Below are 26,153 nucleotides of genomic sequence, written 5' to 3'. Positions count from 1 at the left end.
AGGCGCTACTCAATACCGGGGGGACATCGCCCGCATAGAGATGGAAGCGATGAACTTCGGACGGATGACTGTTTCTTGAAACTTTGGCAAGCGCGTGATTTACCCCTATTCGGGTGTTTTTTTGAAGGTCCGCTTCCGCCGCGCAGCAGCATCTTTCTGCATATCCGCGGCGAAAACCTCATTGGTTGTATTCAACGAGGAAGCTCAAGTAGCTGGTGTAACGACTCGATGTCAACTTGAGTAAACGATTGCAGTGCGCAAGGTTGTTCGCTCAGGTTGCTTCCGCTCAAGCGGTTCGCCATCAGTGTTGTCTGCGAACTATGGAACTTCAATTGCGAGATAGAGCTTGAGCTGCCATTGGCATGTTTCAGGGAAATGTTAAGCGTTGAACCTGATGGAGAAATGAAACAGCGCCCCCAATTCGAACTGTTTTGCGCAAGCCACAAAGAAAGGCCTTGCAACTGCTGTTGCGACAAGGTCTTTTCGATCCACACATCACCTTGAGTGGCGTAGCTGACGGATCCAGCGACGAGTGGCGACATTTCCTCGCGGCATGCAGAGAGAAATAGAACCACAAGCATTGCGACGATGGTACGTTTGAGCTTCATTCGGCGAGATTCCTAACGCTCCAAGTAAGCAGCGCTTAGATTATGTCAATCCAGCTTTGCTTTAAACATCCCCCTTTTGGGTGAATATCTGAGAGTCCGCTTCCACTGCATAGGCGAACTCGGCAAGGCCCCCTCATTTGCATAAGGTCGGATGTCCGCTTTCGGGCAGGTATTCCAGGAGTTCGGAGGACCGCTTTGGGTCGACTCCTGCTTTACCCAGGCTCGCATGTCTGAATGAATACGCGCCCCGCAAGAAAAAGTTTTCAACACGGGCTCTTGCCTCCACCCATGGACGCTAATCCGTGCCGCAATTTTCGAAAGCGTGCCATATCAAAAACTGCATTTAGAAAAATCTTAGGCCGAACCGCCAGTTTAAGTAGACTACTGCCCCGATTGCCGACGAATCAAAGAAAAATTCGCTGCTGGGCTCGTGAAACATGTGCGTGCCGCCCAATTCTCGAAGTAATTGCGTGCCGAAGCGGCACGGTTATGGTTGCAGGGGCACACCGGATGTCAACAAATTTGTGGATGCTGCCATTGGCAACACAGAAGTTAAGTAAAGCTAGTCTTTGATTTACAAAGCTGTCGTCATTTGCCACTAAAGAGCGCTCGGTTTCCTGCTTTACTTCTTTCTCCTTATGTTCCGGCTAAAACATTTGTGTACTCGCTGACCTACTCCTAAGCACAAAAGATCGGTCTGGTTTGTCTAGCGCGCAGGAGTCAGTCAAAAACCCGAAGTTAAATGCAGCTCACAACAATTTTAAGTATCAATGCCAACGACTAGAAGTGGCCGGTAAATGTACCCCCCAAGTCTATCCGAGACATAGAGAAATGGGGAGAAGTCCTGAGACTGCCTGTTGCACTTGACGAATGGTCACTATTGCAGAAAAGAAAAAACAGCGTTTCAATGAAATTTATCTATCGAAATAGAAAATATGTATTTTAAATTTCAGTGCCTTTATTTGACACCTGCAAACGAGAAATAAGCCGATCAACCTCCTGACAAACTTCTTCATATTCGGGAGATCTCTGTTCAACCAATTGATCCTTAAGAAGTAAGGAAAGGCTGATCCAAGCATCCCGCAATTGAAACAATGACTCAACCAGATCTTGTTTCCGATTATTCATAAAAAAATATGGGAATGATGCATAACGCAACTCAATTTTTGTGGTGTTTAAATCAGGTGCTTGTATGCACTCAGGCAATTTCAGAAAAGAGATTAGAAAGTTTCCCAATCTTTGTCCCCATTTGCATTGGACTTGGTGCTCACTAATGAAGCCATCGGCGTTATGGTTTTCTCCGCTTTAAAAACAGGCAACTGATTCCTTATCGCGAATTTTTTCCCGGTTAAGTCTGTGGGCTTGGCATCTTGAACTGCGGAACTACTGGCGACCAAAGGTGTGTCGCTACTTAGCTTGAACTGTGAGACAACCCTCACCAAATCAGAAGCTTGCGTACTTAAGCTACTTGCGGCTGCGGCCATTTGCTCTACGAGTGCTGCATTTTGTTGGGTGACTTGGTCCATGTTTTGGACAGCCTCCCCGACTTGGGCAACTCCAGATGCCTGCTCACTACTAGCAGCGCTAATCTCAGCCATGAGGTCCGTCGTACGTTTGATGGAACTTACGACTTCAGTCATTGTGTTACCAGCCCGGTCTACCAAGACAGTGCCCTGCTCAACACGTTCTACACTTGTATTGATCAGTGCCTTGATTTCCTTGGCTGCTTCAGCCGAGCGCCCCGCCAAAGATCGCACTTCAGACGCAACTACTGCAAAACCGCGACCTTGCTCCCCGGCGCGGGCTGCTTCCACTGCAGCGTTCAACGCCAAGATGTTCGTTTGGAATGCTATTCCATCAATAACGCTTATGATGTCCGCAATCTTCCGGCTTGACTCGCTGATCCCAATCATGGTTTCCACTACTAATTCAACTACTTGTCTTCCTTGCACCGCAATGTCAGAAGCGCTCATCGCCAATTGATTCGCTTGGCGGGCGCTGTCTGCATTTTGTTTGACTGTTGCCGATAATTCTTCCATGCTGGCGGCAGTTTCTTCAAGTGAACTAGCTTGACTCTCAGTGCGAGCTGACAAATCTTGGTTACCTTGTGCAATTTCAGAAGACGCTGTCGCAACTCCTTCAGAACCTCTTCGCACGTTGGAAACAACTTTGATCAGGTTTTCCTGCATACTTCTTAGTGACTTCAAAAGAAGCGCAAGTTCACTTTCGCCAGTCACCTCGATCCTCATACTCAAGTCACCGTCACCTATTTTTTCAGTTAATTGCACCGCCTCCTGCAGTGGTTTAAGAATGCTATTTGCTATGGATAAAGCGAGAGCAACGGTTATTGCAAGTGTCACGAACAAAATGATCAGCATCAGTGAAGTGGCGCTGTCAATACTTGACTTTCCAATTGCCTCATCTTCTTCAGCGAGCCTGCTGGCAATCTCCACGGCTTTATCGATTGCAGCGCGATGTGTTTCAAAAAGTGACGTAATTTCCTTTATAGCGGCTTGAACGGCATCTTTGTTGTTTTGATTCACCGCTGGGATCAATTCAATACTGATGACCTTGAAAATCTCCTGTGCGGGGACATCCGCTTGTTTCAAGATCAACTCGGAGAGCTGAGGAGACAGAGATGCTTTTGCCCAATAGCCGTGCCGCTTCTCATAATCGGCTTTGAGATGCGCCATACGTTCTGTCAACTTTGCCTGTTCAGCTTTGTCGTTGACCGAGGCTAGCTGAAGGGACACCAGATATGTTTCGAGTAGGTATGCAGGCGGCGGCAAAATATCAGCTACCAAATCCTTGGTCTTGATTATGTGCACGTAGAGTGGACCGTTTACCTTGAGGTCATTAAGGGTTCTAAACGACCATGCACCATAGATCATCAAGCCGGCTACAAAGATTCCAACCAGCAATAGGAAACGGGTGCGGATTTTTAAGTTGCTCATACGGACTCATTTAAAGATGAATCCGGCAAGATTACAAAAAGTTGAAGATATGAGTTGCCAGCTTTGTTCCCCAGGGAGCAATTCGTGACTCCTTCGGAAACTCTGGAAAATCCAGCACTTTCAGTGATTCGCAAGGTAAAACTTGAAGATCTTGACCTCAATCCAAAGCTTGACGTTCACACCATGACTTGCAAGCTAGACCGACTTGACTTGCCAGGTTTCTTCGGACCCATCTCAACTTGACTTCTTGGTCTCGGTTGCTAAATCGTTTTTCAAGCCCGCAATGAACTCAGCCTGTTGATTTCCGTTGAAAACTGACCCGTCGGGGGTGCGGCGTAAAACTTGGACTACCAGGAGGTAGTTCATGTATTCATATGAAGAGCGAATTCGCGCAGTCAAGCTTTACATAAAGCTCGGAGGGCGTCTTGGTGCAACCATTCGCAAATTGGGTTATCCGACTAAGAATTCCCTCATTAGCTGGTATCGAGAGTACGAGCGAGAGCAAGACTTGCAGGTAGGCTATTCCCGTGCACCCAGCAAATACTCTGCTGAACAGAAGCAGCGTGCAGTCCAGCACTACCTCGATCACGATCAATGCATTGCCGCCACCCTCAGGGCACTGGGATACCCCTGCAGGGAATTACTCACCAGGTGGATCGATGAGCTGCATCCACAGCTGCGCCTTCGTATGGTGGGTCGAGCACCGAATGTTCAGCACCCGCCGGAAACAAAGAATGCTGCAGTAGTGGAGCTGTGCACTAGGACGACCAACGCGCTGACTATTGCCGAATCCGTAGGCGTTTTCAGGCCGACATTGTACAACTGGAAGAATCAACTACTGGGCCGAGAGGCCTCAGCATCCATGAAGCGACGACAAACATCGCAGACGGCACCAAAACCCAAAGACCTGACGGAGTTAGAGCAACAAGTTTTACTGCTTGAACGCGATATCCGGCGTTTGCAGCTTGAACATGACCTCTTGAAGAAGGCCAATGAACTCCTAAAAAAAGGCCTGGGCGTCGCCCCGCAGCTCCTGAGCAATCGGGAGAAGACTCTGCTGGTTGACGCCCTGAAGAATACCTACACACTGGCCGAGTTGCTCTGCGAGCTGGACTTGGCGCGTAGCTCTTACTTCTATCACTGCGCTCGGCTCAGGAATCCAGACAAATACGCCGAAGCCCGTATTGCCATCGCCGAAGTGTTCCAAAGCAATCACCGTTGCTATGGTTACAGGCGCATGCGGGCTGCGCTTGGCAGACGGCATGTGCACATCTCGGAGAAAGTCGTGCAGCGCCTGATGAAGCAGGAGTGTTTGGTTGTTGCCGCCAACAAAAGATGCCGTTACGGTTCATACCTTGGAGAAATCAGCCCAGCACCGGAGAACCTGATTAACCGTGACTTCCAAGCTGAATCACCGAATGAAAAGTGGCTGACAGACATCACAGAATTCCAGATTCCAGCGGGGAAGGTATACCTCTCGCCCATGATCGACTGCTTCGACGGCATGGTGGTGAGTTGGACTATCGGCACCCGCCCGGATTCAGACTTGGTAAACACGATGCTCGACGCTGCTATTGAGAGAGTCGCCTGCAGCGCAAACAGGCCAGTCATCCATTCCGATCGAGGTGCCCATTACCGTTGGCCAGGCTGGCTTACGCGGGTGGACAATGCAAAGCTGATTCGCTCAATGTCGCGCAAGGGTTGTTCACCGGACAATGCCGCCTGTGAAGGATTCTTTGGTCGATTGAAGACGGAGATGTTTTATCCGCGGAACTGGCAGGACGTTTCTGTTGACCAATTCATGCAGACAGTGGACGCCTATATCCGCTGGTACAACGAGAAGAGGATCAAGATATCCTTAGGATCACTTAGCCCAGTTGAGTACCGGGCGAGCCTTGGAATTAACGTTTAACCAGTCCAAGTTTTACGCCGCACCCCGGTCGGTCAGAGTTCAGCGGAATTCAACACACGGAGATATTTTTACCTAAAATAGATTCATCATTCTTTAACCGATTAATCCATTTCTTATTTTGTATTACTATGCAATACCGCCAAACATTCCAAGTCACACTAACCACTCAATGTTTTTAGAACGTGTCCCGTCGATCTAATTGCGTCAACCTCAATTGACACGTGAATGGTGTACTCTAAACTGTGAATTGGGTCCAGAGTTTGAATGTTACAGATGAGCTAAAAGCCTACTTTCATGTCACCGCCATTAATGACGGCTTCCTTGGAGATCACTCCTGAGCACCAAAACAAAGTTATGAATCTGGTAGGTTTAGCGGTATGCATGTGCTTCAGGCGGATTTAGAATACGTCCATAGTTCGATACTCGATCTTATATTAGTGAAGTTCCACCCTCTACTAGTTTTCTTCCATAAAATCTGTGGTCAGGCCCAAAGGTTACGCCTTCTCTGTGCGCCACACACTTAGTTACTGCAGGTGTAGCTTGATAAAAAGTCGGTGTAATTGGCGAAGCCCTGACCATGTTCTCGCGCATGGTGAGTCGAAGAAGCCTAGTGCGTGAATGACTTGGCCAGCACCTAGGATTTGCTCCCAGTGGAGCTCCAGTGTAAATGGCGGGCCAAAGTAGGAGCCAAGGGGAAGGGTGAGATTGAAATTTATTTTGTGGCGGGTGCCATCACCTAAATATGTCCTAAATATCGAACAATGAGTGAACGCCCACCAACCGCAACTGCAAGAGTACGCCTGCATGCTTTGGACAACCTTCGTGCCATCCTAATGTGGTTGGGCATCGTGCTGCATGTCTCAGCGATCTACGGCTTTGAGCAGACGCCGATCATCTGGCGAGATGAGCAGCGCACGATTCTTGCGGACCTACTGATGACTTCTATCCATGCGTTCCGCATGCCTGTTTTTTTCATCCTCGCCGGTTTTTTTGCCATGCTACTGGCCCAGTCGCGTGGTCCGAGCGGCTTGTTGCGCCACCGGCTGGCACGACTCGCGCTGCCGTTCGTGTTGTTCTGGCCTTTTTTATGGGTGGCGTCGGGTCTCGCCGCGCTGACCTTCCTGAATCGTATCGCGTTGGGCCGATGGGGGCTAGATGAGACCGTGATCTCGAATCTGCCGGTCCCCCAAGGACCCAACACCGTGCACATGTGGTTTCTCTGGATGCTGCTGTGGTTCTGCGTGGCCACTTCGGTACTACTACGTCTGCCGCGCGCCTGCTTCACACCGGCAGCATCCGTGCTCGCATCGCTGGCCCGCCAGCCGTGGGGATTTGCGGTGCTCGCACTTCCCCTGCTGGCTGCGGGTGCGAGTTACCCGCGCGGGCTCCTGGTGTCTTCGGGCGCATTTCTGCCTCCTTGGAACGAGTGGTTGCACAACGGGTTGTTCTTCGTTTTTGGTCTGATGCTTCATGGCCACAAGACAGAGCTGTTCGCGCAGTTCCAACGTCGCTGTGGGCTATATGCCGCTGCAGGACTGGTGTTTTTCGTTGGTACTGGTGTGCTTGCGCATCGGCACTGGCCGGACCTGTTGGGTGCTTACAGCTATCACTGCGCGGGCTGGCTGTGGAGCTTTGCTTGCATCGGTCTAGCACTCAAGTTCTTGCATTCACGCAATGTGGTGCTGGGCTATTTGTCAGATAGCGCCTATTGGGTCTATCTGCTGCATTTCCCATTCACCATTATTTTTGGTGCCTTGCTGTACCAAATGCCACTGCCCGCACTATTAAAAATTACCGTCAACGTAGTTGCGACCACGCTGGTCTGCATGGGCAGTTACCATCGGTTGGTGCGTCATACATGGGTCAGCTCACTGTTGAATGGTAAACGCCACCTTCGGTCGCCGCAGGTGACGCCTGCCGGGGCTGACTTGACCTGAAACGGGCACCGCTGCGAGAAGGGCTGAAGCTATAGCCTTGCAGGCAGAGCGCTTTTGGGATTTTCTGCGTAGTGTCACCGTGGCCATTTCTTTTCACTGCGAACACGCCGGCATGCTCTTCCACCTTTGTTCAGCGACAGCATAAGCCCCTGCGCGAAACTGCAAAGTTTGGGACCGTTGTGGCGGTATTGCGCGATTGTGTCTTCATTTTGGAGGCTCTAAAACGCTGGAAGACCGCTAACGGGGCCATGCTGCCATAAACCGCGCTGTTATGAGTGCGGAAGATCGATAAGGCTCTGCATTGTCAACTGCTTGGTAGCTTATGCGCGACTCGTGCACGAATTTTTGACCGTACCATATTTCAGTGTTTAGTTCACCCTCTGATACAAAACAATATCGCAAAGTCAATAAGCCAATGCGATATTCACTGATATCTACTTACATGCCTACCATTTAAATTCGGGCCACTCAGCCACATCACGGAGATCATCAGGACGGCATTTCTCCTTTTCAGCTATTAAATGTACTTCCTTCTCGTATGCCCTGTACGCCGGCGAGTATGGTGAAAGGCTATCCATAATTATGGGAAGTGCTTTAACTCGGCTTTTACGAGTTGTATTGGTGTACAAGAATGAACGTGTTTGATAGGACACGAATTCCATGAGAAAGTTACTAGGGAATGTGGTGCACTGATTAATCCACTCACCAAGCTTCGATGCGATATTTTCATCCAGCTCTTAAGTGCACTTTCTGCACAAGCTTCAAGCCGGTAGAGATTTGCTTGAAGAACCCTTTGCGTTGGAACGTTTGCTGCAGCTCCACGTAGCATAGCAAGCTGAACTATGAAAATTGGGCTGCTGCCGGTCCCGTGGACACCGACCTAAGCATTTAAAGCTTCCTCAAACTGTATCGGACTTACGTACCTCAATGTGGAATGCCGACGCGTAGAGTTGTAGAACCGTTCAATGTAATTAAACACATCGGCGCGTGCCTGCTCTCGGGTTCGATAGACCTTCCCGGCTGTGCGTTCGGTCTTGAGCGAACTGAAGAAGCTCTCCATGGCCGAGTTTTCCCAGACCTCGCCAGCGCGGCTCATGCTGCATGTGATGCCTTATTCCTTGAGCAGTTGCTGGAAGTGCTCGCTGGTGTACGGGCTACCCTGTTCCGAGTGGTGCAGCAGCGCCACCGGTTTACCCCGACGCCACAACGCCATCATCAAGGCTTCGGCCAACAGTTGCTAGGTCATGCTGTCGTGCATTGACCAGCCCACGATTCTCCGTGAGTAAAGGTCCAGAACCGCAGCTGCGTAGAGCCAACTCTCAGCCGTCCAGATGTAGGTGAAGTCAACAACCCATTTCTGGTTGGGCGCTTCAACCTGGAACTGCCGGTCCAGAATGTTGTCAGCAATCGAGCTGCGCTGGCCTCGGTCTTGTGGAAGTCCATGGCGCCCGTGGTGTGCCCGCAAAGCCTGCTCACGCATGAGACGTTCAATCCGATGCAGGCCACAGTTGTGAGCCAAGGTCAGGACGTCATGTCACACACGTCGTGCTCCATAGGTCTTGTCGCTGCCAAGGAAGCTTTGAAGCACCAGCGTGCACTTAACCTCATCGGGTTGGCTGCATAGGCTTCTGGGCCTGCTCAACCATGCGTAAAAGCCGCTGCGTGAGACACCGAGCGACTCGCATATCAAACCCACTGGCCAAGCCACTCGGTGCTTCGCCACAAATTCGAATCTCACATCGATGCCCTGGCGAAGTAGGCTGCGGCTTTTTTTAGTATGTCGCGACTCATATTGAGCTTGGCGACTTCCTTGCGCAGCCTGTCAATCTCGGCTTGTTCGGGCTTCATGACACATTTGCCAGGAAATTCCTGCTGCGGGTCTTGCGTCAGCTCCCACATCCAACGGCGTAGAACCGTATCCCCCACATCCAAATCCCGTGCTGCTTGGCTCACGCCAACCCCGCGTTCAGTTACAAGCTTTACAGCTTCAACCTTGAATTCCCGGCTGAATTGCCTTCTCGTTGCCATTTGCAATCTCCAGTTTCATCGACAACCTTAACAAAGTGTCTTTGATACCGGCAGCAGCCCAAAGCAACTTCGGCCTTGCAAGCCGGGCACGCACGGCGTAGTCCTATATCCGGCCAAAATAGTTCTCGTTAACCAGGTAGGGAATAAGCTCGGAGTCTGCCTTTATCTCAGCATTCTTCATTTGTGGCGGCACTACTGGTATCACAAATTGCTACAACTGATCAACAACTGCATGCGTAGATTTTTCCCTTCCTTAAAATGAACTACCTTCGATTGGCGTTTTTGCAGCTTTTCACCAGTACGGGAATTGCGATAAACAACTGCACTTCGTACTTTCGTTTGCAAGATACCGAATTTTCGAACTTCAATGCGACGTCCCTTTTTAAGCGCATCAGTCATAGCTTCCCAATTCAATCGGACTGCCAATTCAGCACCCTGTTCATCAACATAAATTAATCTGGCAGCAATTTCGGGAATTAAAATTGAAGATTAATTGGAATATCTTTTTCATTGGTCTTTAGCGCACTTCGCACAGTCAAAATATATTTAAAATAACCTGATAGACAGGCCGGGCCTCAGAATTCAACAAGAAGATAAGTGTATATACGAGTAATAAATAAATTTATTACTTGACATGATTTAAGGATAGTTCTTTGCATGGCGACTAATTATTGATAAAAATTTTAACGAAAGAAATTTTTCAAAGAAAAGTTCATCTTCAATTCCTGATATTTAATTAAAAATCAATCAATAGAAATAGAAGTAAATTAATCTATTCACACTACTAATAATATTCAAAAAGAACGCTCAGGCACCTCCTACGTTTAATAATCACAACTAGAGGCTGTACGGGCAAATTTAATAAAACTCGACGTGATGCCATGAGACGTGTCTAAACAGGATGATGATCCTTGGATTCACAAATATCTGTAAACACTGCTCGCTGGGTCAGGCGTTCTATATGACTGCCATTCACCCTTAAAAATTCATCATTCGGAGATAATGCGAGCAAGCCCATATTCAATCCTCGTCTTTTCTCCAGTCACCCGATAGCCCTATGAATGTATACAGTTGCTACTAAGTGAAAGGGGACGTAGAGAAACTATCAGAGGTTGCTTTTACCGCTTCTTTCTAAATGAAAATGGGGTAAGGTCAAACGTGAATAAATCACAGGCTCAAAGTTTTTCATTCATAAATATCGAACTTGGTTCTGACATCAAATCAAACTTGGCTAACTCTCAATTTGCACAAATCTTAGTTATACCATCTTCACTAATTCAGCCAGCGGACGGCGTAAGCACCTAAAGAAACGGATTGAATTCAAACACTTGCTTCTGGTTAATGAATTCACGGACAACGTTTTCATTTCCTTCAACTAAAATCAGGGGCCTAGAGAGCTCGATACCATGGCTTAGTAACTTCGCCATCCAACGATAATTTCTTCCTATAGTTGGTGAAAAAAAATGAACATCGGTTTACTGCAATAGGCCCATGTATTTCGAAGGGTTGATGTGAAAAACATCGACTTTCTCCTTCCACAACTAAGATTCGGCACTATGCAATTTCATCGTTTCCTTCAAGGATCTCCATAAAGGCAGCTGCAACTTCTGGGCTTGGCAAGCTTCAGACTTATCAGTTGATCGCCGATTAAGTGCTAGATTTTCAGCAGGCTTTTTCATGAATTGCCTTTTAAACAAGCTCCGTTGTCCAACGATGATCATTTTTATGAGAACTTAATGAATTAATAGATTTTAATTGCCAAATAGTTGCATACAAGTGCTTGCATCAACAAATCTATTGTCTTTTTGATCTATATTGCTTACTTGGAAGTGCCGTCTATTTTTTCGACAATAATTGATCGCACAGCAGTTAGGAAAAATTTGCAAATGATGACGAGTCCAATTAAATTTTATTTTTACCATATGCGAAAATACACCTTCAACAGATTGGAATCACATTTAAAAGGTATCGGCCGGCTTTAATCGTTAAAATATTGCTTTTTGATAAACTACCAAGGTGCACTTTCTGATTCAAACAAATTAAGGCGCGTAGGATTGTCCGATTTGTACAGGCGAATACATTTCTATTGAAAATAAGGGTTTGTTCCGATACGGTTTAGATGTTTTTGAGTAGACCGTATTGGCTTATGAGAGGGAAGTCTCGTTCCAGGAAGTCAAGCTCTATTACAAATCTGTTCGTTGAATTTGCGAATCTCTAAGTTGCCAGTGTTGGTTTGCAAAGAAGTAAGGGCAAGCACCTTCAGTAGACGCGGACAGGAATAGTGGCAAGCAAATGATCATTGCTGGATAATCCCCCGCAAAAATCAATAGACTAGAAAGTTGAGTTTTTTATGAGAAGAAGTCGAAATTTGCCGGCAGCCAATTCTTTGATTTAATCAAACGTGTCTAAGTCGGCCTTCCTGAGTCTGAGATTTATCGGGGATTGAGTATCAGCACCACCACCTGTTACATGTGATATGCCAAGTTCGGCGGTATGAACAACTCCATGTTGGCGCGCAAGATGGGAAACGAAGACGAGTTCCGGCTCCTAAAAAACTTGTATTTCGAAGAGAAACTCAAGTCCGAGATCGTTAGCCAGGCTCTCACAAGAATGAATCGAAGCCGACTCGCCGACGCGAAATGGCACAACATGCAGCTCAGACGCACAACTGCCCCCATACGAATGGCCTCCTCGGCGTTTATGGTTAATGAGTATGAGAATGGCTGAATTTCTGTGTGTGAGGCGCGCTTGCTTAGTTTTGCCTCTCAGCAAACGGGAGCAAGCCTTATGAGACCGGCCAGAAACTTAGGAACACCACATTTAATGCAAGCAGCCAGGCATGAAGCCACAAGAAATCGCGTCACTTGACGTCCGTTTTACATTTACAGACAAAGCTAGCAGCTGCCACATTTCTTTGATGCCCCAAGTAGGGCTGTTATGCCCATTGTGCTGCCAACAATCAGAGGGCGCATGTCAGCGGGTTCCAGACTTTCTTGCTCGGGTACCAGAACTGCGAACCTTCGCTACCTTGACCATAGACAATCCACACCCAGTAGGTCGACGAGAGTTGCTGATTAAAAATCGAGTTGAAGCGCGCGCGCACCAGTAGGGATTTGTACCGAATTCGACTCGCGCCAATGTTTGATTGCAAAGAATTATTGGTGAACCTATCTGTGCCAGGTGCATCTAAAGTCACCGCAGCATCAAATGCACACAAGCCCGTACCAGGAGAGTGGCGATCAATAATCTCGTCGAGGAACGCAACTGGCAGAGCCGTTTTCCCACCGGCCGCCAAGCTGAACTTGTTCGAACCAGCTTCGCGATAAACCTGACTACGCGTGAACGGGATCGGCTTGAGCATCGGAATGCTTACGCCGCTTTTTGGATCGAGGAAGTCGATTTCGATTTCAGGGATCGGAATGGAGCGCGGATTCTCGAATTCCAGCGTCAGGCTCACTCGTTCTCTGTCAGATAGCCAGCTTTGCAAATAGGCGTTGGTGATGCGTAATTCCGTCGGATTCTGGGCCAGCAGTAGCCGCTCCTGCGAAATCTCCAGCGAGGTCATACGCGTACTCGGCCTCGAGGAAACGGACTCCCAGCAAAATAACGATATCTGAATGTGGCCAGAGTTTCCAATGATATTTGGACTACAGCGACCAGATGACGACTGCTGTATTTGGGCCTCCACCACCTTCGCTGCCTTTTGGGACGCGGTTACCCCGCTCAACGCATAAGCCGGCAGCGCAACGACCAGCGACAGCGCCGTAATGATGACGTTACGCGATCTCATATACCGTCACCGGATTTATCTACCTGCAAGATCGCTGATCCACTATTGATAATGTTGGGACTGCCTTTGCCAGTAGAGGACTGGCTCACATTCAGTAATGGCGCGAGCGGTGCGAAACTGGAAGCAGCCTGCCGCTCCTGCGACTGACGGGCTTGGGCTGCACCTTCGATCTTCTCGTCAAACGAAATACAAATATAGGAGAGCAGAACGCCGACAACGAGTGTAGCTAAGCCCAGCGAAGTGGTTGAGAGTTCTCCAATACCTGTGATTTTAATGGTGGTCTTACTCATTCCACCTTTTACGAGCAGGTGAAATCCAAGCACGATGACCGAGATGGCCACGACGAAAAGCAGCGTACTCAATGACATTCGATAGTTCTCCTTGTCCTTCCGGACGCTCTGCAAAACTCATAGCCAACGGTTGTCGATAGTAGGTGGCGGATGGTACTTGGGAACGTAGAATTGTGTATAACAAGACAATGTAACAATACTTAATCGAGTGCAAGTTCCGAACAGATTGCTGGTTGGAATTTTTTTGGAAAATATGTAGAGGAAGCAATCCCCCTTGAAACTCAAGCTGACTGGTAAAGAGACGTGCAAGCAAGGGCCCCTGGTTGTCCCCTAAATATCGAGTTCTTTGCTTTTGAATAACAATCATGTGATATGCACACGATGGTATTCAAGCCAGAGGCTGTTTGCCAGGTCAAGTCCGGCACGGCAATTTCGGTGGTGGTTAAAGTATTGAATATCCCTAAGGCAAGCCAGAGCAATTAGACACGCCAAGATCGTGTCAAACTGCGTAGAGTTGAAGCGAAAGCGGGACCTACAGTGAATACCCCAGAGCAGATGGCGCTTGCCCGGCAGTGGGTAGATGCTGCTCAGTTGCGAATGAAGCGCGACATAGCAAAAAATCGAGGCATACTTCGCTCAGGACAGGCTGCGGGGTACGCTTGGTGACATTTCCCTTGAATCTTGTAGCGCTCAGCTCAGCGAATTCGCAGCCTTTTTCCGCTTTGCCTCGTACCAGCGTTGTTCGAATTGCATTGGACTGAGATTCCACAGGTTCGAATGGAGCCTAGAGTTATAGTTGAATTCGATCCAGTTCAGCATCGCATTCTTTGCCTGCCAAACCAAAGCGAGTTATTGACCATGAATGCATGCTGTCATCAGGCGACCCCAGAGGGTTTAGAACGGCGCTTTGTCCCAGCATTTGCCTGTGCGGCTCGTGGATGAACGGATTTTCCATCGATCCAATTCGTCCTGGAATTCGTATCTGCAATGTTGACTTCCCTTATCGCAGTGGAATATCAGGCCCGATTCGCGGCGAGGGCGCCGCTGCCACAACAGAATTAATTGAGATCTAACCCCAATTTATCCAGCAGCAATGACACCGCCTCGTGGATATCGCCCTCGCCCAGCACACGGATATCAGGTGTCAGGGGTTCTTCGTAGTCAGCGCCCACCCCCGTCAAGTTGCCAAGACTGCCCTCTCGGGCTTTGCGGTACAGGCCTTTCACGTCGCGGGCCATGCACGTCTGCAAAGGCGTGGCCACATGCACCTCCCAAAAAGTGCCTTCCACAAAAGCACTTCGCGCACTCTCACGCGCAGCGCGGTACGGCGAAATCGCGCTCACCACCACCACCAAACCGGCGTCCACCAACAACCGGGCCATGGCGGCCAATCGGCGGCTGTTCTCCTGCCGGTCTGCCGCGCTGAAGCCCAAGTCCTTGCACAAACTGGCCCGCACCTCGTCGCCATCCAGCACCACCAGACGCACCACGCCATCGGCATTGACGCGCTCGCGCATCGCGTGGGCCAAAGTGGTCTTGCCTGCGCCCGACAGGCCCGTCATCCAAAAACAGCACGGCTTCATAACACCAACACCCCTTGCGGATTTTGGTTTTCTGTCTTCCAGAATTGAGACCCTGCATACTTGTTGAACAGGTCGGGCGGAATGCCCGGCACATCGCGGGGCGCACGCAATTGTTTGCCCACCCTGTGCAAGCCCGGCATGTTCAGGGCGGCATCGCGCTCGGGGGCATCAAACTCCAGGGCATTGAAATCATGCTCGTACCACGGCTCATCCAGCACCTCATACAAAGCCTTGAGCGTGCGTACAGGGTGCAGCGTCAAATGGTCATAAGGCACGACCACCAGCTTGTGCGCAAAGTTGGAAAACCACCCCTCACGCAAACTGGTCAGCGGCTTGCCCACCAAACCCGTGGCCAGGTTCATCATGTGCTCCACGCGTTGGTACACCGACTCCAACCGTTGGTGCGCAAAAATCGCCGACATCTGCATCGGGTTCTTGGCCAGCATCTGCTCCACACTGTCCAGCACCCAACCCAGATCGCGCACACAGCACACCACCCGCGCATCCGGAAACAACTCATCCAGCAAGGGCAAATGGCTCGTCCACATGCGCTGGGTATCAAAGACCACCTGGTCATGGCGCTCCGGATAAAACGAATCAAACAGGCCCAGCAGCACACGCCGGCGCAAAGCATTGTCTGTGGTCGAAGCCAACTCCTCCAGACTCAACAAAGGCAAAGCGGCGTTCAGCACACCATGCAAACCGCTGGAAATGTCTGCCTTGAAGCGCGGGTTCTGCCGCAACACCGCGCTGAGCAAAGTCGAGCCCGAACGGGGCAAGCCCGAAATGAAATGCATCGTCATTCAAAAACCTCCTTTAAATTTATTCGCCCCGAGTGGGAGCGGTGCCTTGTGGGAGCGGCGCCCACAGAAGACAGGGCTCTCTCACAAACACCCATCAGTTGGGAACCAATGGAGCGTGCTGGTTCATTTGGTCTTGCAACCGCTTGCAAATGGACATGACTTCCTGGAAGCTGGGCTGATGTGTGGAAAGCAAGCCATCCTCCAACATGGCCGCATAGTCTGATTCAAGCGCCTGCAGCGCAGTGCCTTCAGGAATGATCTGAATTTCACTGCCTACGGCTGCTTTGTAGTCAATCGGATTTTTGTGGGCATCTTTTTCAGCAAAAAACATGGCCTTGTGCTCGGCCACGGCGCGGGCAAGTTCAAGGTCATTCATCGCCGATTGGGCATGCCCTGAGTTGACCATCGCGGCCAGGTCATACCAATGCCGCGAGTAGCGCTCACCACGCAGCCGACCTTGTCGGCAATACACATGCGCTGCCGTGGCTTTCTCCCAAAAAGTTCGCTCGGCGGCCATCACCAACGGCTGAGCTACCGGGAACACCAGGCCAGGTATGGCCAATGCCATGTCGCATGTGACGCCATGACACTGGTGTGGCTCACCTGTGGCCCGCCCACCAAACTCCAGTTGAATGGTGGATGCCGCATAGCCAGTACCGACCTTGATGGGCTCGTAGGCCAAGATCAGCTTTTCTTTCTCATGACCACCCCATGACAGATGGGCCTGCAGACCATCGCGTTGCAAGACGGTCTGCAGAATGGGCAGTACTTCACCTTCAATCCACTGCGGCAATCGGTCGCGGACATGGGCTGTGATTTTTTTGGCTTGACTCGGGGACGCAGGAATCGGATTGCCGTCGCGCAGCAAATCTGGAACAAGCTCTCGAATATCGAAGGTCAGGTCAATGTCTTCAGAAAACCGGTCAATGATCTTGTAAACCTTGGACAGCGAGGTCCCACCTTTGAACGTCAATTTGTTCGCCAGCGCTGACTCGTAAAGAGCCGACAACGTCCATACCACCCAGATGTCTTTTTCCAGAAGGTGCGGCGGGCGGCCCGTCTGTGCGGCAGCCACTTCGAGCGCTTCGGCCTGATCTTCGCGGCTCAGGGTGCCCCATGCATCAGCCAATGTTCACCTCACTGACCGCTTTGGCCATCCAGCTCGGCAAGCCCGCTCGTGCCTGATGCAAGGCACCCCACTCCAGACTGGGCAGATTGTTTTTGAGAACCCTCAGAGCCACGGGAGCCTGCTCAGAGCCAAGCCAAATGAGCGCACGAATCGCTTTGCCAGCTGGGCGTTTGCCCAGCAGCATTTGCCAGCGATTGCCGTGCTTGAGTTCAACCTCCCGATTTCCCAGTTTCAACCGCCGGGAAGGCCCCGAAGTCAGGTAAACCTCACGAGTGGGAACCTGTGTGGTCAATCCCAAAGCATTGGCCTCTGCCGCCCCGCTGGCCACCACAGTCTCGCCACTGGCGCACTCAATCGCTTCAACCACGGACTCGGCAGAAGGGGGACGCACACCAAAACGCCCCTGAACAGGCAGGGCGTAGACACCGCGCCCCACCCTGAGCAGCTTTCCTTCACGAGCCAGACGAGAAAGCGCCTGATCAATGGCCGCCCGCGAACCCAGATGCAAAAACTCCTTGGGCGAAAGCAGTCCCCCCTCAGGGAGAGATTGCGCTTGGGAAAGGATGGACAAAACAATTTGGCTCATGGTCAGGCTCCGATTGTCAGAAGTTTAAATTATTTTCTGACAAAAGACCACTACCCCTTCCCGAAGGAGGGAGGGAGGCATCCATACCATCTCCAACAGCACAACGCACTTCACCCCAACACCGCACCCATGCCGCTGCCGTAGGTCAGGGTGCGCAGGGTGATGTCGGTGGTTTGGGTGTAGACGTTGTCCAGCAGCACGGTGAAGGCGCTGGTGGCAAAGGCTTTTTGGCCGGACAGGTCGAAGGCCAGCACGGCGTCGTTGTTCTGGCGGCTGATCTGCACGCAGTCTTCTACAAACTGGGTGTGGGCTATGGTTTGCAGCAGCGCGTCCAGGTCCAGGCGGTCGCCTTGTGCCAAGCTGAAGTCGCTCACCTGCAGGCGGCCGCTGGCGCTGCCGCTGCCTGCACTGCCCCCCCCCCACACTGCCGCTGCCCACATTGCCAATGCCCATATCCAGGCGGAACACATCTGCGCCCTGCCCGCCTATCATGCGCACCTGCACATTGGCCGCTGTCAGGCCCGCAGCCACCAGCAGGTCGGCGCCTGCGCCGCCCGTGAGCACATCGCTGCCGCCCTGCCCAAACACCGCCACGGCCGCGCTCTGGCCCGACGCATCGACTGTGTCGGCCCCCGCGCTGCCCACATAGATTTTTTGATAGCCCAACTTCACGCCCAATGTGGAATACAGCTGCGAGTCCGACGTGTCGAGCACATACACACCTGTGCCAGTGCCCACGCCGCTGTACCCCAAGCTCAAACTGCCCCCCGTCAGCGTGGCCGCCGCAGGCGCCACGCCATTGAGCTTCCAGCCGGCATAACTGCCCACCGTGCTGCCCGTGGGGTGCAATGGGCTCTGGTCCCAGGTCAGCGTCAAGGTCGGGGCCGACGCGCTGCCCGACACCGCCACGCCCAGCACATCGGGGGCATCCGACTGCGCCAACTGGCTGCGCAAGGTCTGCAACACGCTGGCGTTGCTCACCGCCGCCCAGCCCGACAAATTGCCCGACGCATCAAACTGCGCCAGCTTGAAGTTGCCCGCCGTGTTGTACACCATCAAACTGTCTTGCGTCGCGTCAAAGTCGCTCATGCGCGCACGCACCGCCGCCGTGCTGGTCAGCGTGCCCTCGCCCTGGAACACCACAAAGCGGTCATTGCCCTGCCCGCCGGTGGCGCTGGTGTTGCCACCCAGCCACAGCCAGTCGTCGGCGTTGCCGCCATCCAGCGTGCTGCCCGAACCATAGGCCAGCAGCAAATCGTTGCCCTCGTTGCCGCGCAAAATGCTCTTGGCATTTGGCAGGCCCACCAGCACATCGCTGCCATCGCCGCCAAACGCGTTCTCGATCCGCGTGCCCGGGGCCATCAGCACCTTGTAGCTGGGCGAGGTCAACCAACCGTGCCGCCCCAAATGCACCTGCACATCGGTGTTCATGGCCGACAACATCAGGCTGTCATTGCCACCGTTCAGGTCACTCAACCAGCCCATCTGGGCCCGGGTGCGCGTATCGGCCAATTGCCAGTGCAGGCCAAACTGGTCGGTGTACACGTACTTGTCATTCACCTCGTTCACAACGCCAAACAGCTGCAGATACAAATTGCTCACAGCCCCCGCCGAAGTGGCATCGGCATTGAACTCAAAGCTCACCTTCCAGGTGCCCCTGCTCGACTCACCAAAAAACGCGTTGCTCGTCATCAGCAACATGTCATTGAAGCTCGCTGCTGAGGTGCCATTGGCCAACACGCTCTGGGTGCCCGAGGGTGAAGTCACCACCATGCGCATCTTGTCAAACGAGTCACTGTTGATGTTGCACATGATCTGCAGCGCTTCCAGCTTCACATCGTCCGTCACCACCACACTCACCGTGGTGACGGTGTTCGCCGTCTTGGCCACGCTCACCGGCGTGGTGGCCACCGTGGCCGAATTGGTTTGCCAATTCGTCATCACCTTGGGCGCGCTGCCGTCGGCCAGCCAGTCGGCGGCCAAGCGCACCGCGTTGAACACATTGCTCACGCCAAACCCCACATAGGTCGAGTAATGCAGGCCTGCCCCGTTCAGGCTGCGGGCACCGTTCAGCGCAAACGAATCCAGCGGCGTGGCCGTGGTGTAGTAGGTGGCGGCCAGGGCCAAGATGTTCTTCACATCCCGCGTGCCCAAGCCAGGGTTGGCTTGCAGCATCATCGCTGCCTGCCCCGACACACTGGGTGTGGCCTCACTGGTGCTCCAGGCCGGATGCGCCACCCACAAACCTGGCCCCGTACTGAGGCCACCCCACCCGCCCGACACAGGGTCAGTTGCCGTCACGGTGATGCCTGTCACACCTTTGGTGCTTCTCATCAGTGCGGTCATATACCCATCGTAGTTCGAGCCCGCAACGGCCCACACATTCCCCAAGCCATTGCGTTGCGTCACATCCACATCGTTCCAAGCCCAACGGTCGAGAGCACCCGTGCTCACACTCCAGTTGGTCACGTCCATGCCCAAAGGCGCGTCATACCACCTGATGTTGGCCCCGTAGGCAATGCCCACAAACGGCCCATCAAAGTTGCCCACGGCACGCTGACCCACACGATGCCCGTGATAGTAGCCGTTGGTGGTGTAGGTGCCCGCCAACACATTGCCCAGTTCAAAGTTGTTGACATTGTTGATGTCGATAGACGTGCCTTCATGGATGCCAATGGTGATGCCCGCACCGTTCAGACCTTTCAAGCCCAAGTTCCACACCTGCTGCACCTGCGTGAAGCCTTGCGCGTCCACGGTCGGCACACCTGCCGCAATTTGCACCCACGGCACCACCGACAAGCCCACACTCGCTTGCCGCTGCGTCACCCAGGTGGCGGTCGGCCCACTGCCCTGCTTTTGCTGGTAACTCAGCGTCAGCACCCGGTCCTCTTGCACCGTGTTCGTCGTGGTGTTGACGCGCAAGTCGGCCCAGTCGCTGGCGTCCACCGTCCACACGCCTGCGCTGTCGCGGCTGCCACGGTTCAGCGTGTGGTACGCCGCCAGGCCCGCCACCCGCACCTGCCAGGTGCCTGCCGGCATGTCTTGGGTCGCGTCGCGCACATCCAGCGCCACACTGCGCCCGGCGCGCACCGCTAGCTGCACACTCAGCGGGCGCGCCGTGGCCCCTGCGGGCAAGGCCATGGCGGTGGCTTGCGGCGTGCTCTCCACCCGCGCCGTTTGCGACCACAGCGTGGTCGTGCTGGTGTCGGCGTTCACCTGCAGCAGGCTCATCGTCTGGTCGGTGCCCAGCTGCGGCACCTTGCGCCCAAAATAAGACTCGTTTTTGTAGAAGCTGTACGACCAATAGCCCTGCGCATCGGCAGTGAAGGCAGCCGTCACCTGCCCACCCCAGTTCAGCTTCAGGCTTGCGCTGGGCGTGGCCCAGCCCTGCACCAGCGTGCCCGCGTCCTGCACATCGGCCATGCTCACCTGCCAGGAGGGCGCTTGTTTGGCCTGCACCTGCGCGGTCAGTGCCGTCAAACTGCCTGCCCCCACATTGACCGTGCCCGCGTTGCCCACGGCATCGCTCACACCCGTCAACGCCCAGGCCTGGGCCAGTGCTGAGCCAGTCACACCCGCCGCCGCGCCGCCCAGCGTCTGGCCCGTGCCCAGTTTCACATCCCAAAACCGGCTTTTGCCTGCCACAGGCTCCACCGCCGCCACCAGCGCCCCGGTGCCCAACACCGCCGTGGGCAAGCTGGCCGTCGTCAGCGCCACCGCCTGGTCAAAAGTCAGCCGCAGCACATCGCCTGCGTCCAGCGTGCCCTTGCTGGCCAGGTCCATGCGCCAGTCTGCGGCCTGCAACTGCGCGTTCATCACGTTGTCGTACAGCACATGCTGCACCGCCGCTGCAGCGGCCGTGTTGCCCGCCACATCGGTGGCCGTGGCAAACAGCGTGTACGCCTTGCCCTGCACCAGGGCCTGGCTGCCCTGCACAGCGCCGATGTCCACCGACCAGGTGCCATCGGCCTTGACCCGCGCCGTGAAGGTCTGCACCGCTGTGCCGTCTGCCGGTGTGGCCGTGAGCGTGATGGTGGCCCCCGCCTCGCCCGTGCCCGTGACGACCGGGGCCGAAGCGCTGTCGGCCACCGCATTGATCACAGGCACCGTGCACACCGTGTCAATGTTCAGAGCCAATGCGTTGGAGGTTTTACCCGCTGCCACGTCTGTGACGGTGATGCTGTGCACGCCGCTGGCCAAAGGATTTCCCGGCGTCAAACTCCAGGTCTTGTCGCTCTCGATGGTGGCGTTGCCCAGCAACTTGCCGTTGTCCCACACCTGCACCGCATTGCTGCCATCGCCCACGCTCAAGGCTATGCCCTTGAAGGTCGGCAAAGTCAAGTTGGTGGTGTAGTCGCCCAGGGTGCCACGGTCGCTGGCGGCATCCAGCGTGGGCATGCCCATGAGCATGCTGTCCACCGTAAAGTTGTAGGCACTGCTGACAGGTGACTTGTTGCCTGCCACATCGATCTGCTGCACGCTGATGGTGTGGCTGCCGCTGACGATGCCGCTGGCCTGCCAGCGCCAATTGCCATCGGCCTGCACCGTGGTGCTGCCCAGGCTGGACCGGATGCCCGCCACCGTGTCAAACACTTCCACCTTTGCACCCGCCTCGCCCGAACCCTGCAAAACAGGGGCAGGTGCTACGCCTTGTGCGCCACTTTGCAATGGCGTCACATTCAACACCCCCAGGGTTTGCAAAGTTTGGTCAAACACCACGGTTTGCCCGGGCGTGCTGGCATTGACTGTGCCCAGGTACTTGAGCCGTGCATCTGCCGATGGCGGGTTCGATGCACTGTAGTTGATGCCGCCGCCAGTGCCTGTGTCAAAACTGGAGCCGTAAACCTGGTAATTGTTTGACCTGGTCGGGTTGTCGCTGGCCACCGTGACCTCAATGCGGGACACACGGTAAAAGCCCGTCAAATCAATGCGCACCCACGACAAAGACGATCCCGGGTTGTCGATTGTCACATCGCCCCCTGCCCCGTCAATCAAGCCCGGCACACTGCCGTAATTGCTCAAGGCAGTGCCCCCCAGCGCCCTCAAGTCCAGCTTCTTGCCGTTGTCGGTGTACACCGCAATCTCTTGAAGCCGTTGATAGAACCCCAGGTTCCCACTCACTTTGGCCAGGGTCAGATAACGAACCGTGTTGCTCACATCCGTGTCGACCGACAAGTTCAGCACCGTGCTGGCCGCACCCTCGTTGCCTGCGGCGTCCAGTTGCCTGGCCGTGAAACCGATGGTGCCGTCGGCCAGCACCGTGCCCACCGTGTAGCGCCACACCCCGCTGCCATTGGCCTGCGCCGTGCCCAGCAAGGTGCTGCCGCCCCGGTACACATTGACCCAAGCGTTGGCGTCTACCGTGCCGGTGAGCGTGGGCAGCACCACGTTGGTGACGCTGTCGCCCACCGCACCGCTGTCGCTGCTGCTGGTCAGGCCCATGGTGGGTACGCCCAGCGGCGTGGTGTCGATGGTCAGCGCCGCCGCGTCCGATGTGCGGCGTACCGTCACACCGTCTGCGGCCAGCTCCTTGGCCACCAGGCTGTGTTTGCCTTCGCCCAGCGTGCTGGTGGTGGCGCCCAGCGTCCACACACCGCTGGCATTGGCCGTGGCGCTGCCCACTTTGCTGCTCACCCCATTGAAGCTGTCCCACACCTCCACAGTGGCACCGGCTGCCGCCTGCCCGCTCCAGCTCGGTGTGGTGACCTTGGTGATGCCATCACCCAAAACGCCGCTGTCGCTGGCCAAGGTCAGCATGGGCGCGCTCAAGGCGCTGGTGCTCACGGTCACGTCCGTGGTCCCCGCACTGCTCAGCGCGGTGGTCTGCCCACTCCGGTTGCCTGCCAGGTCGGTCTGCTCGGCCCGGAAGCTGTGTGCCCCTGCGGCCAAGCCTTGGGCCAACAAGGCCCAGCTGCCATTGGCCTGCACCGTGGCCGTGCCCAGGGTGTTCGTGCTGCCCCCCTGCGCGTCGTACACCCGCACCGTGGCACCCGCCTCGCCCGTGCCCGAGAGCGTGAACATGCTGGCCACACTGGCGGGCACAGGGTTGATGGTTGGGGCCAACGCCAGGGTGTCGTAGTTCACCGCCTGCGCGCTGCTCAGCGCGCTGGTGTTGCCTGCCACGTCGGTCTGGCTGGCCCGCAGCGTGTAGAGCTGGTTGGGCACCAAGGCGGTGTTGAGGGCGGTGTTGAGGCCGTTGCTGCCCGTGTTGATGCCCGTGTCCACACGCCACGCCCCGCTGGCATCGGCCACCGTGTTGATGCCCGTGTCCAAACGCCACGCCCCGCTGGCATCGGCCACCGTGATGAAGGTCTGGGCCGCCGCACCGCTGCTGGGCGTGGCCATGAGCGTGACGGTGGCAAATGCTTCGGCACCGGTGCCGCTGATGACCGGTGCCACATTCGTGATGCTGGCTGCGGGCGCGGTGATGCTGGGCGCTGCCGCGCTGGTGTCGATGTTCAGGGCCAACGCCGCCGATGTCTTGCCCGTGCCCACGTCTTTGGCCGTGATGCTGTGCACACCGCTGGCCAGGCTGCTGGCGGGCGTGTAGGTCCAGCGCGGGCCGCTGGGGCTGACCGTGGCGGTCACGGTGGCGACCTTGCTGCCGTTGTCATAAATCTCGACACTGCCGCCGCTGCTCACGCCCATGCCCACCAAGGTGGGTGCAGTCACATTGGTGGTGGTGTCGCCCAGCGTGCCGCTGTCGCTGGCGGCATCCAGCGCGGGCGTGCCCATGAGCGTGCCATTCACCGTGAAGCTGTAGCCGCTGCTGAGCGCTGACTTGTTGCCCGCCCGGTCGGTCTGCTGCGTGGTGATGGTGTGGCTGCCGCTGACGATGCTGCTGGCCTGCCAGCGCCAAGACCCATCGCTCTGGACCACGGCGCTGCCAATCTGACCGCTGGTGTTGCTGACGCTGACGGCTGCCGTGTCAAAAATGTCCACCGTGGCACCCACCTCGCCCGTGCCGCTGAGCATGGGCTGCGCTGCAACCCCCAGACCCGACCAGGTGGACGTGAGGCCCATCAAATTGGCCACATCAAAACTTTTCACATTCGCGTTGCTGGCCAACTGGCTGTAAGTCTGGCCCGCCATGCTGCTGGCCGATGCGTAAACACGGATATTGGTCGCCTTGGTGAACACATCGGCCACACTGCTCAGCACGATCGTGTCCACGTTCTGCAAAGCCCCCAGATCCAGCTCCATGTAGGGCTTGGTGCTGCCACCCGCCACGGTGATGTTGGAGCCAGCGCCAGATGCACCGTTCCACCAGCCATCTGCCCCGCCATCCGTCAGGGCCGCCGTGTTGTTGGCCCCGTGGGTCGCATACCCGCTGTCGGCGCTCAAGGTGGCGGTTTTGCCCGCCGCCAGGTTGGTGCTGCCGGACATGACCTTCAGCTCGGACAACGCCAAAGGGGTCTGCGCATCGCTGTGGTAGACCCGGATGTACCTCAGCTGCTGGGTCGCGACGACGGGCGCCGCCACCTGCGAGTCCAACACAAAGGCCAGCGACTGCGTGGCCGACTCGCCCTGCGCATTGCGCTGGCGCACCTGCACCGTGTAGGCCCCATCGGCTTTGCCGTCGGTGGCGGGTGGGGTGTAGCTGCTGCGCCAGTCGCTCCAGTTGCCGCCGTCCTTTTGCCAGCGGTAGTCCACGCTCACGCCCCAGGCCACATTGGCAGGCGCGGTCAAGGCCGGGTTGCGGGTGATGCCATCGCCCTGCACGCCCGAGTCTTGCACCAGCCGCACATCCGACACCGCCACCGCCCCCGTGACCACCCAGGTGGCCGAGTTCAGCAACTCGCCAAAGGCCGTGCCCACCCCGGTTTGCGCAGGGGCCGTGACCAACAGGCCGTTGCTGGCCTTCTGGCCCGCAGCGTCCAGCCCGCTCCAGGCCCTGAAACTCAGCGCCTGCGCCAAACCACTGACTGCCGTGGTGTAGCCATTGGCCGCAGCCACGGCGATGCGGGTCGCGCCGTCGTCCTGCAACAGCAAAGCGCGGCCCGCCAGATCAGTGGCCTGCACCTGCTGCCAAGTGGCCCCGTTGTCGGTGCTCCACCACAGTAGCGCATGGCTGTCCAGCCCGGTGATGGCCACGCCCTTGGGTACAGCGCCGTCGCTGCCGTGCAGCGTGGCCGTGAGCGTGCCCAGCGACACCCCGGCGGCCGCACCATTGGGGGCGGCTGCCGGGCTGGTGTCCGTCCACGTCCACGCAGGCAACTGGGCTGTGACGGTGCTGCCCAGCAGCACCGTGTAACCATCGCCCCGGGGGCGGGGCTCCCACAACACATCCGAGCCTTGCGGCTGGCTGGTCTGGGCGGCCATCTGCACCGTGATGCGCTTGACCACCCCTTGCGGCGTGGTCAGGCTCAGGCTGTCGGTGTAACGCTGGCCCGGCACCCAGGTGGTCAGGGCCGCAGGCAAAGGCGTGTAAGACCACTCCCCCGTGGGGGAGAGGCTGAACTCACCGTAACCATTGCTGCCAGTCCACCGGGCTGTCCGGGCCAGGCCCGCCGCGTCGGTGGCGGGCAGCTGG

General features: G+C 55.1%; 13 protein-coding genes and 2 pseudogenes. 3 read left to right on the top strand and 12 right to left on the bottom strand.

All coding sequences use genetic code 11. The annotated features are described in order from the left end of the window. Window positions 1–191: 191 nt before the first annotated feature. Both ACOAP0_RS15340 and ACOAP0_RS15335 read right to left on the bottom strand, forming a co-directional pair. Window positions 192–608 carry a hypothetical protein gene (locus ACOAP0_RS15340; protein WP_498377109.1) on the bottom strand — a complete coding sequence of 139 codons (417 nt, stop codon included), beginning with the start codon at window positions 606–608 and terminating at the stop codon, window positions 192–194. Window positions 609–1,828: 1,220 nt separating this feature from the next. Continuing rightward, window positions 1,829–3,562 carry a methyl-accepting chemotaxis protein gene (locus ACOAP0_RS15335; protein WP_498377108.1) on the bottom strand — a complete coding sequence of 578 codons (1,734 nt, stop codon included), beginning with the start codon at window positions 3,560–3,562 and terminating at the stop codon, window positions 1,829–1,831. A 364-nt stretch (window positions 3,563–3,926) separates the two neighbouring features. Between ACOAP0_RS15335 and ACOAP0_RS15330 the strand changes: the two genes are divergently transcribed. Further along, window positions 3,927–5,474 (top strand): IS3 family transposase, encoded by a 1,548-nt coding sequence (locus ACOAP0_RS15330; RefSeq protein ID WP_498377107.1) that lies wholly within the window; start codon window positions 3,927–3,929, stop codon window positions 5,472–5,474. Window positions 5,475–6,235: 761 nt separating this feature from the next. Then, entirely contained in the window at window positions 6,236–7,411 is a 1,176-nt protein-coding gene (locus ACOAP0_RS15325; protein WP_498377106.1) for an acyltransferase family protein, read from the top strand. Window positions 7,412–7,857: 446 nt separating this feature from the next. Here ACOAP0_RS15325 and ACOAP0_RS15320 read toward each other — a convergent pair whose 3' ends face one another. The 5 genes and pseudogenes from ACOAP0_RS15320 to ACOAP0_RS15300 all read right to left on the bottom strand — a co-directional run bounded on the left by ACOAP0_RS15320 (window position 7,858) and on the right by ACOAP0_RS15300 (window position 13,597). Further along, on the bottom strand, window positions 7,858–8,109 hold the full coding sequence (locus tag ACOAP0_RS15320; protein WP_498377793.1) for a DUF6904 family protein: 252 nt from the start codon (window positions 8,107–8,109) through the stop codon (window positions 7,858–7,860). Window positions 8,110–8,291: 182 nt separating this feature from the next. Continuing rightward, window positions 8,292–9,439, bottom strand: a pseudogene (locus tag ACOAP0_RS15315) (IS3 family transposase). Between the two features lie 201 nt (window positions 9,440–9,640). Beyond that, the gene (locus ACOAP0_RS15310; protein WP_498377792.1) at window positions 9,641–9,907 is read right to left on the bottom strand and encodes an HU family DNA-binding protein; all 267 of its coding nucleotides are present in this window, start codon (window positions 9,905–9,907) and stop codon (window positions 9,641–9,643) included. A 2,491-nt stretch (window positions 9,908–12,398) separates the two neighbouring features. Next, entirely contained in the window at window positions 12,399–13,004 is a 606-nt protein-coding gene (locus ACOAP0_RS15305) for a hypothetical protein (protein ID WP_498377105.1), read from the bottom strand. Between the two features lie 221 nt (window positions 13,005–13,225). Beyond that, entirely contained in the window at window positions 13,226–13,597 is a 372-nt protein-coding gene (locus ACOAP0_RS15300) for a hypothetical protein (RefSeq protein WP_498377104.1), read from the bottom strand. A gap of 465 nt (window positions 13,598–14,062) precedes the next feature. Between ACOAP0_RS15300 and ACOAP0_RS15295 the strand changes: the two are divergent. Beyond that, window positions 14,063–14,182: pseudogene (locus ACOAP0_RS15295) on the top strand (IS3 family transposase); the annotation flags it as partial. Between the two features lie 395 nt (window positions 14,183–14,577). Here the strand turns inward: ACOAP0_RS15295 and cysC are convergent. The 5 genes from cysC to ACOAP0_RS15270 form a co-directional block, all read right to left on the bottom strand. Further along, window positions 14,578–15,102 (bottom strand): adenylyl-sulfate kinase, encoded by a 525-nt coding sequence (cysC, locus tag ACOAP0_RS15290; protein ID WP_498377103.1) that lies wholly within the window; start codon window positions 15,100–15,102, stop codon window positions 14,578–14,580. After that, window positions 15,099–15,905 (bottom strand): sulfotransferase family protein, encoded by an 807-nt coding sequence (locus tag ACOAP0_RS15285; RefSeq protein WP_498377102.1) that lies wholly within the window; start codon window positions 15,903–15,905, stop codon window positions 15,099–15,101. Before ACOAP0_RS15285 ends, cysC begins: the two co-directional genes overlap by 4 nt. A 94-nt stretch (window positions 15,906–15,999) precedes the next feature. Beyond that, window positions 16,000–17,034, bottom strand: a complete 1,035-nt coding sequence (locus tag ACOAP0_RS15280; RefSeq protein WP_498377101.1) for a nucleotidyl transferase AbiEii/AbiGii toxin family protein — start codon at window positions 17,032–17,034, stop codon at window positions 16,000–16,002. Continuing rightward, window positions 17,027–17,620 carry a DUF6088 family protein gene (locus ACOAP0_RS15275; RefSeq protein ID WP_498377100.1) on the bottom strand — a complete coding sequence of 198 codons (594 nt, stop codon included), beginning with the start codon at window positions 17,618–17,620 and terminating at the stop codon, window positions 17,027–17,029. The genes ACOAP0_RS15280 and ACOAP0_RS15275 overlap by 8 nt, the downstream gene beginning before the upstream one ends. 24 nt (window positions 17,621–17,644) lie before the next feature. Further along, a complete protein-coding gene (locus tag ACOAP0_RS15270; protein WP_498391519.1) occupies window positions 17,645–26,149 on the bottom strand; it encodes an Ig-like domain-containing protein in 8,505 nt (2,834 codons plus the stop codon). Between the last annotated feature and the right edge of the window lie 4 nt (window positions 26,150–26,153).

It is taken from the genome of Curvibacter sp. Hmag1.1 (assembly GCF_059769165.1).
This window is presented reverse-complemented; position numbering and strand designations above follow the sequence as displayed.

Bases quoted from the DNA above. Each gene is read 5' to 3' on its own strand.
- ACOAP0_RS15285 (WP_498377102.1), bottom strand. From the start codon at position 15,905: ATGACGATGCATTTCATTTCGGGCTTGCCCCGTTCGGGCTCGACTTTG.
- ACOAP0_RS15300 (WP_498377104.1), bottom strand. From the start codon at position 13,597: ATGTCATTGAGTACGCTGCTTTTCGTCGTGGCCATCTCGGTCATCGTG.
- ACOAP0_RS15335 (WP_498377108.1), bottom strand. From the start codon at position 3,562: ATGAGCAACTTAAAAATCCGCACCCGTTTCCTATTGCTGGTTGGAATC.
- cysC (WP_498377103.1), bottom strand. From the start codon at position 15,102: ATGAAGCCGTGCTGTTTTTGGATGACGGGCCTGTCGGGCGCAGGCAAG.
- ACOAP0_RS15340 (WP_498377109.1), bottom strand. From the start codon at position 608: ATGAAGCTCAAACGTACCATCGTCGCAATGCTTGTGGTTCTATTTCTC.
- ACOAP0_RS15305 (WP_498377105.1), bottom strand. From the start codon at position 13,004: ATGACCTCGCTGGAGATTTCGCAGGAGCGGCTACTGCTGGCCCAGAAT.
- ACOAP0_RS15325 (WP_498377106.1), top strand. From the start codon at position 6,236: ATGAGTGAACGCCCACCAACCGCAACTGCAAGAGTACGCCTGCATGCT.
- ACOAP0_RS15330 (WP_498377107.1), top strand. From the start codon at position 3,927: ATGTATTCATATGAAGAGCGAATTCGCGCAGTCAAGCTTTACATAAAG.
- ACOAP0_RS15275 (WP_498377100.1), bottom strand. From the start codon at position 17,620: ATGAGCCAAATTGTTTTGTCCATCCTTTCCCAAGCGCAATCTCTCCCT.